Below are 12,860 nucleotides of genomic sequence, written 5' to 3' on the forward strand. Positions count from 1 at the left end.
ACCTTGAGCGAGGCGAAGAAGTACGGCATCGAGCGCGGGAAGCCGATCTTCATCAGCACGTCCCAGCGCTTGGCGCCGAGCACGCGCAGCACGTCTTCCAGCTCGGGCTCCAGCGTCGCCAGGCCGGTCGCGATGTTGACCATGATCGGGAAGAAGCTGATCAGGAAGGCCGTGAGGATCGCCGGACCGGCGCCGATGCCGAACCAGACCACCAGGATCGGCACGAAGGCCGCCTTGGGCAGCGCGTTGAAGGCGGTCATCAGCGGGTACATCGCCGCATAGGCGAGCCGCGAGCTGCCGATCACGAAGCCCAGCAGCACGCCCACCACGATCGCCAGGCCGAAGCCGGCCATCGTGACCCAGAAGGTGCGCCAGGCGTGGCCCGCGATGATTTCCTTGAACTCCCAGAACTGGGTCCAGATGCGCCAAGGGCTCGGAAAGATGAACTCCGAGACGCCGAAGCCCGAGCAGATGATCTGCCACAGCACGATGACCGCGACCAGCAGCAGCCAGGGCGACCAGCGTTCGATTTGCTTGTTGTTTTTCATGGATGGATCACTGCGCGATCATGGCCGGTGCCTTGGCGGCATCGGCGATCGCGTGGCTCCGGATCGCGCCGATGTGGCCGCGCAGCTCGAGCACGATGTCGGTGAATTCCTTGGTGTAGGTCAACTCCAGCTCGCGCGGGCGCGGCAGGTCGATCTCGCGCTTGACGACGAAACGGCCCGGGCTCTTGCTCATCACGTACACGGTGTCGGCCAGGAACACCGACTCGCGCAGGTCGTGCGTGACCAGGATCACGTTGAACCGCTGCTCGGTCCAGAGGTCGCGCAGGATGCACCAGAGCTCCTCGCGGGTGAAGGCGTCGAGGGCGCCGAAGGGCTCGTCGAGCAGCAGCATCTTGGGCTCGTGGATCAGCGCGCGGCAGATGCTCGCGCGCTGCTGCATGCCGCCCGAGAGCTGCCAGGGGAACTTGTCCTCGTAGCCGCCGAGGCCGACCTTCTGCAGCAGGCTGCGGGCGCGTTCCACGTACTCGCGGCGCCTGGCCTTGAAGGTCGAGCGGTAGGGCTCGACGATCTCCAGCGGCAGCAGCACGTTGTCGACCGTGGTGCGCCAGGGCAGCAGCGAGGGCGCCTGAAAGGCCATGCCCGAGATCTTCAGCGGCCCGGTGACCGGCTGGTCGTCGATGCGGATCTTGCCCATCGAGGGCATCCGAAGGCCCGTCGTGAGCTTCATGAAGGTCGACTTGCCGCAGCCCGAGGGGCCGACGATGGCGATGAATTCGCCGCGCTTGACCTTCAGGTCGATGGCCTCGACCGCGAAGTGGTTGGCGCGCAGCAGTTCTTCGTTGTAGGCAAGCCAGACGTCCTGGAAGTCGACGAAGGGCCCGCTCTCCGTTCCCGCCGTCACTTGCGCAGAATGTTGAGTTCGGCCGCCGGCGGCAGCATCGAACCGTTCCACACGGCATCGGGGTTGACGCGGGTCTTGGTCGCGAAGGCGTCCGACACCTGCGAGGCCATCAACGACAGCCGGCCCGCGTTGACCTGGCCGAAGCCTTCGGCGCGCGCGTCGGGCGTGTTGACCACGGTGTCGATCGCAAGCTTGAGGCGGCGCGTTTCGAGCTCGCTGTTGACGATGCCGTCGCGCGCCTTGATCGACTCGATCGCGACCGCGGGGCTGGCGATCACTTCCTTGGCGCCCTTGGTGAAGGCCATGAGGAAGGCCTTGACCGCCGCCGGGTTCTCCTTGATCAGCTTGGGCGAGGCGATGATCGCGTTGCCGTACAGCTTCACGCCGTAGTCGGGGTAGGGCAGGACGACGATGTCGGCCGCCTTGGCGCCGCGCGACTCCAGGTTCAGCAGCGAGGTGAAAGTGAAGCCCGTGATGGCGTCGATGTCGCCGCGCAGCAGCATGGTCTCGCGCAGGGTCGGGTCCATCGCGGTCCAGCTCACCGCGCCGATGTTGTTGGCCTTGGCGAAGATCGGGAAGGCGCGGCGGCCGGCGTCGAACACCGGCGCGCCGAGCTTCTTGCCCGCGAGGTCGGCGGGCTTGGTGATGCCGCTCTTCTTGAGCGCCATGACCGAGGCCGGCGTGTTGTTGTAGACCATCATCACCGCGACCGGCTTGTTCGGGCTGTCGGGGTTGTTGGCGTGGAACTCCATCAGCGCCGCGAGGTCGGCGAAGCCCATGTCGTAGGCGCCCGAGGCCACGCGCGTGACCGCGCCGCCCGAACCGTTGCCGGCATCGACCGTGACGTCGAGGCCGCTGGCCTTGAAGTAGCCCTTGGCGGCCGGGTGCGTGAAGAAGGCCCCGGGTCCCTCGAAGCGCCAGTCCAGCTGGAACTTGATCGGCGTCGTCTGCGCATGCGCAGTGCCCAGCCCGAAGCTGAGGGCGGAGGCGGCGAGGAAGGTCTGGAGCAGGTGGCGCTTGTTCATTCAGGAATTCCGTGATGGGGAGGGATGCACGGGATTCAAGCAAAAACGGTGCCGGCACGCACTTGGTGCGAACCCTTCAGATGAACCCAAGCGGGGCTGGGTCAGGGAATCGGCGGCGTCACCGACAGGATGATCTCGGCGTCGACATCGCCATGATTGACGTAGCGATGGGCGTGGATCGCTTCGAAGGTGATGGCCTCGCCGGCCTGGACCTGATGCGCCACGCCGGCGATCTCGACGGTCATGGTCCCGCGAATCACGTAGATGCACTCGACCGAGGGGTGGCTGACCGCGTCCGTGTCGGCCACCGAAAACTGGCCCGGAACGAACACGGCGCGCAGCACTTCCATCGGACCGTTGCCGCGGGTCAGGCGTTCATAGCTGACCGCGCCCTTGGGTCCGATGATCTGCGTGCGCTCGCCGGGGCGGCTGAGCCAGATCGAAGGGGCCTCGGGGTCCAGGAAGAGCGCCGCCATGGATTCGCCGAACACCGTGCTCAGCGCGCGCAGCGTGTGGAGGCTGGGCTCGGTCACTTCGCGTTCGATCTGGCTCAGCAGGGTCGGCGACACGCCGGCATCTTTCGCCAAAGCCCTCAGCGAGAGGCCGCGGGCGACCCGCAATTCATTCAATCGTTTGCCGAGCACTTTGATTCAAGCCGTGTGGAAGCCATGGCGCACAGCATAAGTGATCCATCGATCGTGTAGTAAAACTGCACATTCGATGGCGAGAATTTCGGTGGTCAGGACAAGGGTTTACCTCTAGTAGAAGGCGTATTGACTTGCATTGATCGAAAACATACTCTTCAAAGTGTGCAGTGAAAGTGCACAATATCCAGTCTTCAGCTCGACTCCCCATTCCTTTCGCGAGGTAAGCATGACCACTCCAACCTGGCGGGCCGGCATCGGCTCTGCGCCCAAGCGGCCCCACCTGGCGCTCCTCGCGCTGCCCTTCATCTGGCAGGTCGCCTGCATTCCGCTCGTGAACGAGGTGGCGCTGCGGCCCTTCGGCATGCCCTTCCCGATGGTCTGGCAGATGGCCGGCGTGGTCTTCGCGAGCCTGGTGTTCGCGCTGGTCTTCCATCTCGACCGCCGCGCCGGCCTCGAAGAGGAGGAAGCCGCCTTCCTCGCCGCCACCGTGATCCGCAAGGCCTCGTCATGAAATACACCGTTGCGGCCCTGTTGCTGCTCGCGACAGTGGTGGGCGCCATCGGCTTCGGCCGTGCCGCCGCGCGCGGCAAGACGGTGGCCGACTGGGCCGTCGGTGGCCGCAGCATGGGCACCCTGCTGTTCTGGTTCATGAACGCCGGCGAGATCTACACCACCTTCGCGGTCTTCGGCATCGCGGGCTACGCCTGGGCGCTCGGGGCGCCGGCCTACCTGGCGTTCTGCTCGGTCTCGCTGTCCTTCGCGATCGGCTACCTGCTGATGCCCAAGATCTGGCGCGCCGGTCGCAGCGCGGGCTTGTTGACGCAGGCGGACTTCTTCGCCTACCGCTATGACGCGCCCTGGCTCGGCGTGGTCACCGGCCTGATCGGCATCGCGAGCCTGGTCATCTACGTGCAGATCCAGCTGGTCAGCCTGAGCCTGATCGTCTCGCTCACCTTCAACCAGGCCTTGTCGCCCACGCTGTCGCTGATCGTGGCCGGCGGCTTGATGGTGGCCTTCGTGCTCGCGGCCGGCCTGCGTTCGGCGGCGTTCGCGGCCGGGGTCAAGGACGTGATGATGATCGTGCTGATGGCGGTGCTGGCCGCCTCGGTGGCCCACAAGGTCGGCGCCAGCTCGATGTTCGACATCTTCGACATGGCCGAGGCCATCCGCCCCGGCATCGGCAAGCTGCCCGGCGCCGACCCCGGCGCGCCGACCACCAATGTGTGGCTGATCACCGCGGCGCTGAATGTCGCGCTGGGCAACTGGGTGTTCCCGCACCTGTTCCAGATCTCGTATTCGGCCCACAGCCCGACCGCGATCCGGCGCAACGCGATCTGGCAGCCGATCTACTCGCTGGCCTACTTCTTCATCATCCTGCTGGGCCTGGCCGCGCTGGTCGCGGGCACCTTGCCCCCGGGCAACAACATGAACGCGGCCTTGCTGCAGTTCGTGTCCACCCAGTACCCCGACTGGGTGGTCGGCCTGCTGGCGGGCACCGGCGTGCTGCTGGCCCTGGTGCCGGGCTCGGTGCTGCTGCTGACGGCCGGCACGATCTTCACGCGCAACGTGGTGACGCCGGTGTACCCGGCCCTGAGCGAATCCCGGGCCCTGCTGATCTCGCGCGCCGCGCTGGTGGCCTTCGCCGCGCTGGCGGTGTGGCTGTCGATGGATCAGAAGGGCTCGCTGGTGTCGATCCTGCTGAAGGCCTACTCCGCCATCGGCATGCTCGGCCCGGGCGTGTTCCTGGCCTTCCTGTGGAAGAGAACCTCGGCCCTCGGCGTGGCGGCCGGCCTCGTCGTGGGCTTCGTCGCCCTGCTCGCGCCCTTCGCGCAAGCCTGGTGGAGCGCGCTCTTCCCGGGCTGGGAGGTGGGCCTGATCGCCATGGCGATCAATGCCGCCACCGTCATCTGCGTGAGCCTGGTGACGCCGCAGCCGAACGCGGCCGGCGTGGCGCTGGGCGTGCGGCTGCATGCGCACCAACTGGTGCGGTCCTGAATCCTTCATGAGGAGTCCACGCCATGTACGCCAATCCACTGGGCATCCGCCGCATCGACCATGTCTCCTGGACGGTCGCGGAACTGGATCCGGTCATCGCCTTCTATCAGCACGTCTTCGGGGCGCAGATCCTCTACGGCCTGGGTCCGTTCGACGCCGCCGAGATGCCGCGCGAGGCCGACGGCCGGGACTGGATGGAGGCGCACATCGGCGTCACCGGTGCACAGCTCGAACTGTGTCTGCTCGGCCTGCCCGGGGGCATTCGGCTCGAACTGTTCGTCTACAAGAATCCGCCGAGCAGCACGGTCCGGCCGCTGCGCGGCAACCACATCGGCGCGCATCACCTCGGTCTCGAGGTTGACGACATGGACGCCGCGGCCCGGTGGCTGCGCGACAACGGTTGCACCGTCTTCGAACGCATCGCCTTTTCCGAAGGGCCGACCGCGGGCTCGCAGTACCAGTACTTCCGCGACCCCTGGCAAAACGTCCTCGAACTGGTCGTGCACGGTCGGCCGTTCTGACCCCCCATCTTTTCTATTACCTCATCGGAGCATCCACCATGACACGAAAAGTGATCAACCCCGAGTCCATGTACCAGACCGTCCGGTTCGGCTTCTCTCACGCGGTCCTGCGGAACGGCGGACGCACGCTTCATCTGGCGGGCCAGGTCGCCTGGGACCGCGACTGCAATCTGATCGGTGGCGGCGACGTCATCGCGCAAACGCGCCAGGTCCTTGCCAATCTCAAGAAGGTGCTGGCCGCAGCCGGTGCGACGACCGCCGACGTGGTGCGGCTGCGCACCTACGTGGTCAATCACACGCCCGACAAGCTGGGGCCGATCTGCGCCGAGATCTCCGCCTTCTACGGCGATGCCTTGCCCGCGGCCAACACCTTCATCGGCGTGCAGGCGCTGGCCCTGCCCGAGTTCCTGATCGAAATCGAAGCCGATGCCGCATTGAACTGAGGAGAAAGAACGAATGAACCGCAACGATGTCGAATGGGCAGGCTACATCCCTGCCATCACGACCCCCTTCGCACGCAACGGCGACATGGACTGGGCCGCCCTGGGCGCCCAGCTCGAGTGGCATGTGCAGCAGCGCATGCATGGCGTGGTGCTCGCGGGTACCTCGGGGGAATGGTTCAGCCTCAGCGAGGCCGAGCGGGCCCAGCTGTTCCAGGAAGCCAGCCGCACGATCGACAAGCGAATCACGGTGCTCGGCGGCTGCAACGCCTACACCGCGGCCGAGGCCATCCGCCACGCGCGCGCCGCCGAGCGCGCCGGGCTCGACGGCATCCTGCTGACGCCGCCGCCCTACGTCGTGCCGGGCCGGCGCGAGCTGGTGCAGTTCTACACCGACGTGTCCGATGCCACCGACATCCCGATCTGCATCTACAACTGGCCGCGCGGCTGCGTGGTCGACATGGATGTCGAACTGCTCGACGAGCTGGCCGAGATCGACCATGTGGTGGCGATCAAGAACTCGACGCCCAACTTCGCGGCGTTCCTGCAGGGCGCCTATGCGCTGCGGGACAAGGTGCGCTACTTCAACATGCCGACCTCGGCCCTCGGCGCGGACCTGGCGGCGCTTGGCGTCAGCGATGGACTGATGGGCGCGGGCGGCGTGCTGGGCGCGGACCATTCCGATTTCTGGCGCCGCGTCGCGGCCGGCGACAAGGCCGGTGCGGTCGCGCTGGGCGAGCGCGACCGCGTGATCATGAAGGCCTGGTTCAACAAGGACTTCGCGGGCAACTTCGGCAGCGCACAGGCCATCCTCAAGACCGCGCTGCGGCTGCGCGGCGTGCCCGCGGGCTATGTGCGGCGACCGCTGCTCRAACTGACGGCCGTCGAAGTCGAGCAGGTGCGCGCCACGCTCGAAGGGCTGGGCCTCGCCACCGTCGCGCTCGCCGACACGTGAACGCCGCGGAGTCCAGCGTGAAGGACCGGCCCGCGCGCATCGCCACGCTGGTGGTGGGTGGCGGCCTGCTGGGCTGCGCCGTCGGCTACCTGCTGGCGGCGGCGGGTACCGAGGTGCTGCTGGTCGAGAGGAAGCAGCTCAACGCCCAGGCCTCGGGCCAGAACGCCGGCAGCCTGCATTTCCAGCTCGAGTACCGGATGATCGAAAACGGCGAGGCGGCCGCGCGCAAGGCGGCCGAGGCCATTCCGCTGCACCTCGATGCGCAGCGCGCCTGGAGCCGGCTCGAGTCCGAGCTCGGCGCCGAGCTCGGCGTGGTGCAGCATGGCGGCTTCATGGTCGCCGAAACAGCGGAGCAGGTCGAGCGGCTGGGCCGCAAGATCGCGCTGGAACAGGCTGCAGGCCTATCGACCGAGCTGCTGGACCGCGCCGCATTGCAGGCCCGCGCACCCTATCTGGGCGAGAACGTCATCGCGGCGGCCTTCTGCGCCGCCGAGGGCAAGGCCGATCCGCGGCKCTGCGCGCTGGCCTACGCCCGCGCCGCGATGCGCCTGGGTGCCCACGTGCATTCGCGGACCGGCGTGCAATCGATGCGCCGCAATGGGCGCGGATGGCACGTGAGCTTCGACGACGGCGGCGTCTGCCAGGCCGAGCACGTGGTCATCGCCGCCGGCGCATGGTCGGGCCGGCTGGCGCAGATGGCGGGCGTCGTGCTGCCGGTCAGTCCCGTGGGCTTGACCATGACGGCCACCGCGCGCACCGCGCCCTTGATCAAGCACCTGGTCCAGCATGCCGGGCGGCGGCTGTCGATGAAGCAAACGCCCGAAGGCAATGTCCTGATCGGCGGCGGCTGGCCGGCCGCCCTGAGGCAATCCGGCGGCATGGTCGACCTCGATCGCCGGCCCGAGCTGCTGCTGCCCTCGCTGGCCGGCAACATGGCCGCGGCGGCTGCGGTCGTGCCCGCCGTCGCTCATCTTCCGGTGCTGCGCGTGTGGACCGGCACCACGGCCCTGGTGGCCGACCAGTTGCCCTTGATCGGCGAAGTGCCCAAGGCCGCAGGCCTGTTCATCGCCACGGGCGGCTCGGCCTTCACGCTGGGCCCGACCTACGCGCGCATCCTCGCCGACAAGATCCTCGGCCGGCCCGAGACCTTCGACGTCCGCGCCTACGACCCTCAACGTTTCGGGAGCCTGACCCTTGCCTGATCGCATCCGCATCGATGCCGGCGTGAGCCGGCCCGCCCCGATCCTCATCCATGTCAACGGCGTCGCGACTTCGTGCCATCCGGGAGAGACGGTCGCGACGGCCCTGCTGGCGGCGGGCATCGTCGTCTTCCGCCGCACTGCCAGCGGCGCCGCGCGCGCGCCGGTCTGCAACATGGGCGTGTGCTTCGATTGCCTGGTGACCATCGACGGCCGCCCGGCCGTGCGCAGCTGCATGACGCGCGTGGCCGAGCACATGCATGTCGAGGTGCCGCGCCATGACTGAGGCATCCCCATTCGACCTCGTCGTCGTTGGCGCCGGCCCGGCCGGTCTGTCGGCCGCGCTGACGGCGGCCGAGCATGGCCTGCACGTGGTGGTCGTCGACGAACAGCATGACCTCGGCGGGCAGATCTTCCGCCAGCCGCCGCAGAGCTTCGGCGCGCCGCCTTCGAGCGCGTTCAAGAGCTATGCCTTCGGCGAGCCGCTGATCGCACGCGCGCGCCGTTCGACGGCGATCGAATGGCGGCTCGGGGCGACGGCTTGGGGCGTGTTCCGCACGCCCGACGGCGTCCACGTGCGCCTGGCGATCTCGCAGGCCGACGAGACCGAAGTGCTCGAAGGCCGCTCGCTGCTGATCGCCACCGGGGCCTACGACCTGCCGGTGGCCTTTCCGGGCTGGATCCTGCCCGGCGTGATGTCGGCAGGCGGCATCCAGACGCTGGCCAAGAGCCAGTTCCTGCGCGCCGGCAAGCGCTTCGTGCTCGCGGGTTCGCATCCGCTGCTGCTGCTGGTGGCCGATCTGCTGGTGCAGGCCGGCGGCGAGGTGCTCGAGGTCGCCATCGCACGCCCCAAGCCTGCCGCGAGCGAACTGTTGGCCGGCTGGCCGGCCGTCCCGGGCCATGTCCGCCTGCTGGCCCAGACCGCGGCCGCACTGCGCAACCTGCAGCGACATGGCGTCCCGGTCCGCTTCGGCACCCTGGTGCTGCGCGCCGAGGGCGAGGAGGCCGTGCAGCGGGTGACCCTGTGCGATGCCGACGCCGAGTGGCAGGCACGCCCCGGCACCGAGCGCGTGCTCGAGGCCGATACCCTGGTCGTCGGCTACGGCTTGCTCGCTTCGAGCGAGCTGGCGCGCCAGGCCGGTTGCGCGGTCCGGTGGCGTCCGGCCGAAGGCGGCTGGATCGTCGAGCACGACGAAGCCATGCGAACCAGCGTGGATTCGATCTATGTCGCCGGCGAGCCGGCCGGCGTCAACGGTGCCGAGCTGGCTTTTCTCGAAGGGCGGTTGGCGGCGCTGAACATCGTTGTCGCCATCCGCGCTGAGGCGCCCTCGGAGCCGCTCGAGAAGGCTCTGCGTGCCACGACCCGCGCCATCGCCCGGGCGCGCCGCTTCACCGAGGTGGTGCTGCGCTTCTTCGAGCCGCGRCTCGATGCGCTGGCGCGACTGGCCACCGACGACACGCTGGTCTGCCGCTGCGAGGAAGTCTCGGCCGGCACCGTGCGCGACTTCCTTGCCGAGAACCCGCACGTGAGCGACGTGAACAGCGTGAAGCTGGCCTGCCGCACCGGCATGGGGTATTGCCAGGGGCGCTACTGCCAGCACACCGTGGCCCATCTGCTGGCGCAGACCCGCCAGACCGAGGTCGCGCAGCTGGGCGTCTTCTCGGCGCAGGCGCCAATCAAGCCGGTCTCGGTGATCGCGCTGGCCCATCTCAAGACATGAGCGCGACGGCTGCCCCCTGCATGCCCTGGCCCTGGCGGAACAGGCAGGGGGCGGACCGGCGGCCTAGCGCGGCGAGTTGGCGTCGGCCACGGCCAGCGCGGTCATGTTGACCACGCGGCGCACCGTCGAAGACGCCGTCAGGATGTGGGCCGAGCCCTGCGCACCCATCAGGATCGGGCCCACCGTCACGCCGTTGCCGCCGGTCATCTTCAGCACGTTGAACAGGATGTTGGCGGCGTCGAGGTTGGGGCAGATCAGCAGGTTGGCCTCGCCGGTGAGCGAGGTCTCGGGCAGCGCCTTGAGGCGCACGTCCTCCGACAGCGCGGCGTCGCCGTGCATCTCGCCGTCGCATTCGATGTCGGGCGCCATCTTGGCGAACAGGTCGCGCGCCATGCGCATCTTGCGCGCCGAGCCGCGCTCGGACGAGCCGAAGTTGGAGTGCGACAGGAAAGCCACCTTGGGCGGCAGCCCGAAGCGCCGCACCTCGTCGGCCGCCATCACCGCGATGTTGGCCAGCGTCTCGGCGCTCGGGTCTTCGTGCACGTTGGTGTCGGCGATGAACAGCGTGTACTTCTCGAGCGTCAGCGCGTTCAGCGTCGCGAAGCCCGGCGCGCCGCGCTTGAGGCCCAGCACCTGGTTCAGGATCTTGAGGTGGCTGTCGAAGCGGCCGACCAGGCCGCACAGCATCGCGTCGGCGTCGCCCAGGTGCAGCATCAGCGAGGCGATGGTGGTGTTGGAGCGCCGCACCATGGCCTTCGAGGCCTCGGGCGTGATGCCGCGCCGACCCATGATCTGGTGGTAAGCCTCCCAGTAGGTGCGGAAGCGCGGATCGTCCTCGGGGTCGASGCACTCGACATCCTTGCCGAGGCTGATGTGCAGGCCGGCCTTCTTGATGCGGGCCTCGATCACGGCTGGGCGACCGATCAGGATCGGCTTGGCCAGGCCCTCGTCGACCGCCAGCTGGGCGGCGCGCAGCACGCGGTCGTCCTCGCCCTCGGCGTAGGCCACGCGCTTGGCGGTGGCCAGCTTGGCGGCGCTGAACACCGGGCGCATGAACATGCCGGTCTGGTAGACGAAGCGCGTCAGGTGCTGGCGGTAGGCGTCGAGGTCCTCGATCGGCCGCGCGGCCACGCCCGAGGCCTGCGCCGCCTTGGCGACCGCGGGCGCGATGCGCAAGATGAGCCGCGAGTCGAAGGGCTTCGGGATGATGTAGTCGGGGCCGAAGGCCAGTTCCTGGCCGGCGTAGGCGGTGGCGACTTCCTCGCTGATGTCGGCCTTGGTGAGGTCGGCGATCTCGCGCACGCAGGCCAGCTTCATCTCCTCCGTGATCTTGCTTGCGCCGCAATCGAGCGCGCCGCGGAAGATGTAGGGGAAGCACAGCACGTTGTTGACCTGGTTCGGATAGTCCGAGCGGCCGGTCGCGATGATGCAGTCGGGGCGCACGGCCTTGGCGAGTTCGGGCCGGATCTCGGGCTCGGGGTTGGCCAGCGCCAGGATGATCGGCTGGCTGCCCATGCTCTTGACCATGTCCTGCGAGACCACGCCCGGCGCCGAGCAGCCGAGGAACACGTCGGCGTCCTTCATGACGTCGGCCAGGGTGCGGGCGCCCGTGTCCTTCTGCGCGTAGCGGGTCTTGGAATCGTCGAAGCCGCCCGGACGGCCGATGTAGATCAGGCCCTTGGAGTCGACCGCGTAGATGTTGGCGGGCTTGACGCCCAGGCCGACCATCACGTCGAGGCAGGCGATCGCCGCGGCGCCGGCGCCCGAGACCGCGATCTTCACGTCCTCGATCTTCTTGCCGACCAGTTCGAGCCCGTTGATCAGCGCCGCGGCCGAGATGATGGCCGTGCCGTGCTGGTCGTCGTGGAACACCGGGATGTTCATGCGCTCGCGCAGCTTCTTCTCGATGTAGAAGCACTCGGGTGCCTTGATGTCCTCGAGGTTGATGCCGCCCAGCGTGGGTTCGAGCGCCGCGATGATCTCGACCAGCTTGTCGGGGTCGTTCTCGGCCAGCTCGATGTCGAAGACGTCGATGCCGGCGAACTTCTTGAACAGGCAGCCCTTGCCTTCCATCACCGGTTTGCTGGCCAGCGGGCCGATGTTGCCCAGGCCCAGCACGGCGGTGCCGTTGGTGACCACGCCGACCAGGTTGCCGCGCGAGGTGTACTCGGCCGCCAGCGAGGGGTCGGCCTGGATGTCGAGGCAGGGATAGGCCACGCCCGGCGAGTAGGCCAGCGACAGGTCGCGCTGGTTCAGCAGCGGCTTGGTCGGCGAGATCGAGATCTTGCCCTTGACGGGCGAGCGGTGGTACTCGCGTGCGGCATCGCGCAATGCTTCTTCTGCGGGGGAAAGGGTGTTTGCCATCGTTGTCTCCTTGCTGTCTTGGCTCAGGGTAGAGGCTACCCCAAAGTGCGCTCTGGGAGGGGCCTGAGCTTTGGAAAGAGTGGCCGTGGGTGGGCAAGGGTGGTTGTGCGCTGGCGAGGGCGCCCGGCACGCGGTGCGGGCCGGACGACCCCACTGCGCCGGCCCTTCGGGCTGCCTTGCGGTGCTCGCTTCAGGCGGGGTCCGCGCAAACTCGCTGCGCTCAAACACGCGCGGCCCTTTTTCCGCCTGAAGCTGCGCTCCTCAGCGGCGCAGAGGGGATCGCCCGTCCCGCACCGCATGCCGGGCTTCGGGGGTGACCCACGGACGGGCGCGCCTCTAGCGTCGAGAGCCTGCGCCCAGGCGAACCGTGGAGGCGAGGAGCGCACCCCCGACGTATCCACGGCGGTGGGCGGTAGGCCCCGGGCCGGCCGTTGAGGCACCGCCGAGCAGCGCAGCGGTGCGCGGATCAGGGCTCGCGACTGTTTGAGTGGAGCGCAGCGGAGCGAGTTTGAGCGAGACCCCGCGTACCGCGAGCAGCGCAGGGCAGCCGCGAAGCGGCCGGTGACGTCGGCCGGCCCGGGGC

13 protein-coding genes are annotated in these 12,860 nt (G+C 68.3%); 8 read left to right on the forward strand and 5 right to left on the reverse strand.

Annotated elements, in window-relative coordinates:
- From AC1D2K_RS17165 to AC1D2K_RS17180, 4 genes are all read right to left on the reverse strand, one after another.
- Positions 1-548 (reverse strand): ABC transporter permease (locus AC1D2K_RS17165; RefSeq protein ID WP_478090041.1); only part of this gene is annotated, 548 nt, incomplete at its 3' end.
- A gap of 7 nt (positions 549-555) precedes the next feature.
- Positions 556-1,410, reverse strand: coding sequence for an ABC transporter ATP-binding protein (locus AC1D2K_RS17170; protein WP_478090042.1), 855 nt, complete (start codon positions 1,408-1,410; stop codon positions 556-558).
- Positions 1,407-2,435 (reverse strand): ABC transporter substrate-binding protein, encoded by a 1,029-nt coding sequence (locus AC1D2K_RS17175; protein WP_478090043.1) that lies wholly within the window; start codon positions 2,433-2,435, stop codon positions 1,407-1,409. The genes AC1D2K_RS17170 and AC1D2K_RS17175 overlap by 4 nt, the downstream gene beginning before the upstream one ends.
- 101 nt (positions 2,436-2,536) lie before the next feature.
- Positions 2,537-3,079: a helix-turn-helix domain-containing protein gene (locus tag AC1D2K_RS17180; protein WP_478090044.1), complete on the reverse strand. Its 543-nt coding sequence runs from the start codon at positions 3,077-3,079 to the stop codon at positions 2,537-2,539.
- A 229-nt stretch (positions 3,080-3,308) separates the two neighbouring features.
- On the opposite strand from AC1D2K_RS17180, the gene AC1D2K_RS17185 reads away from it, so the two are divergent.
- From AC1D2K_RS17185 to AC1D2K_RS17220, 8 genes are read left to right on the forward strand one after another with little or no spacing between them, the layout of a single operon-like run.
- Entirely contained in the window at positions 3,309-3,593 is a 285-nt protein-coding gene (locus AC1D2K_RS17185; RefSeq protein WP_478090045.1) for a DUF3311 domain-containing protein, read from the forward strand.
- Positions 3,590-5,077 (forward strand): sodium:solute symporter family protein, encoded by a 1,488-nt coding sequence (locus tag AC1D2K_RS17190; protein WP_478090046.1) that lies wholly within the window; start codon positions 3,590-3,592, stop codon positions 5,075-5,077. Before AC1D2K_RS17185 ends, AC1D2K_RS17190 begins: the two co-directional genes overlap by 4 nt.
- 23 nt (positions 5,078-5,100) lie before the next feature.
- A complete protein-coding gene (locus AC1D2K_RS17195) occupies positions 5,101-5,598 on the forward strand; it encodes a VOC family protein (protein ID WP_478090047.1) in 498 nt (165 codons plus the stop codon).
- A 38-nt stretch (positions 5,599-5,636) separates the two neighbouring features.
- Complete coding sequence (locus AC1D2K_RS17200; RefSeq protein ID WP_478090048.1) at positions 5,637-6,041, forward strand: RidA family protein; 405 nt, start codon at positions 5,637-5,639, stop codon at positions 6,039-6,041.
- Positions 6,042-6,054: 13 nt separating this feature from the next.
- Positions 6,055-6,993, forward strand: coding sequence for a dihydrodipicolinate synthase family protein (locus AC1D2K_RS17205; RefSeq protein WP_478090049.1), 939 nt, complete (start codon positions 6,055-6,057; stop codon positions 6,991-6,993).
- The gene (locus AC1D2K_RS17210) at positions 6,990-8,195 is read left to right on the forward strand and encodes an NAD(P)/FAD-dependent oxidoreductase (RefSeq protein WP_478090050.1); all 1,206 of its coding nucleotides are present in this window, start codon (positions 6,990-6,992) and stop codon (positions 8,193-8,195) included. The genes AC1D2K_RS17205 and AC1D2K_RS17210 overlap by 4 nt, the downstream gene beginning before the upstream one ends.
- Complete coding sequence (locus tag AC1D2K_RS17215) at positions 8,188-8,478, forward strand: (2Fe-2S)-binding protein (RefSeq protein WP_478090051.1); 291 nt, start codon at positions 8,188-8,190, stop codon at positions 8,476-8,478. The genes AC1D2K_RS17210 and AC1D2K_RS17215 overlap by 8 nt, the downstream gene beginning before the upstream one ends.
- Positions 8,471-9,913: an FAD-dependent oxidoreductase gene (locus AC1D2K_RS17220; protein WP_478090052.1), complete on the forward strand. Its 1,443-nt coding sequence runs from the start codon at positions 8,471-8,473 to the stop codon at positions 9,911-9,913. Before AC1D2K_RS17215 ends, AC1D2K_RS17220 begins: the two co-directional genes overlap by 8 nt.
- A gap of 63 nt (positions 9,914-9,976) precedes the next feature.
- On the opposite strand, the gene AC1D2K_RS17225 is transcribed toward AC1D2K_RS17220, so the two are convergent.
- Positions 9,977-12,277 (reverse strand): NADP-dependent malic enzyme, encoded by a 2,301-nt coding sequence (locus AC1D2K_RS17225; RefSeq protein ID WP_478090053.1) that lies wholly within the window; start codon positions 12,275-12,277, stop codon positions 9,977-9,979.
- Between the last annotated feature and the right edge of the window lie 583 nt (positions 12,278-12,860).

It is taken from the genome of Variovorax sp. P1_H12_2 (assembly GCF_056405335.1).

Coding starts and splice junctions, on each gene's coding strand:
- AC1D2K_RS17175 (WP_478090043.1), bottom strand. CDS start 2,435: ATGAACAAGCGCCACCTGCTCCAGACCTTCCTCGCCGCCTCCGCCCTC.
- AC1D2K_RS17185 (WP_478090045.1), top strand. CDS start 3,309: ATGACCACTCCAACCTGGCGGGCCGGCATCGGCTCTGCGCCCAAGCGG.
- AC1D2K_RS17190 (WP_478090046.1), top strand. CDS start 3,590: ATGAAATACACCGTTGCGGCCCTGTTGCTGCTCGCGACAGTGGTGGGC.
- AC1D2K_RS17195 (WP_478090047.1), top strand. CDS start 5,101: ATGTACGCCAATCCACTGGGCATCCGCCGCATCGACCATGTCTCCTGG.
- AC1D2K_RS17200 (WP_478090048.1), top strand. CDS start 5,637: ATGACACGAAAAGTGATCAACCCCGAGTCCATGTACCAGACCGTCCGG.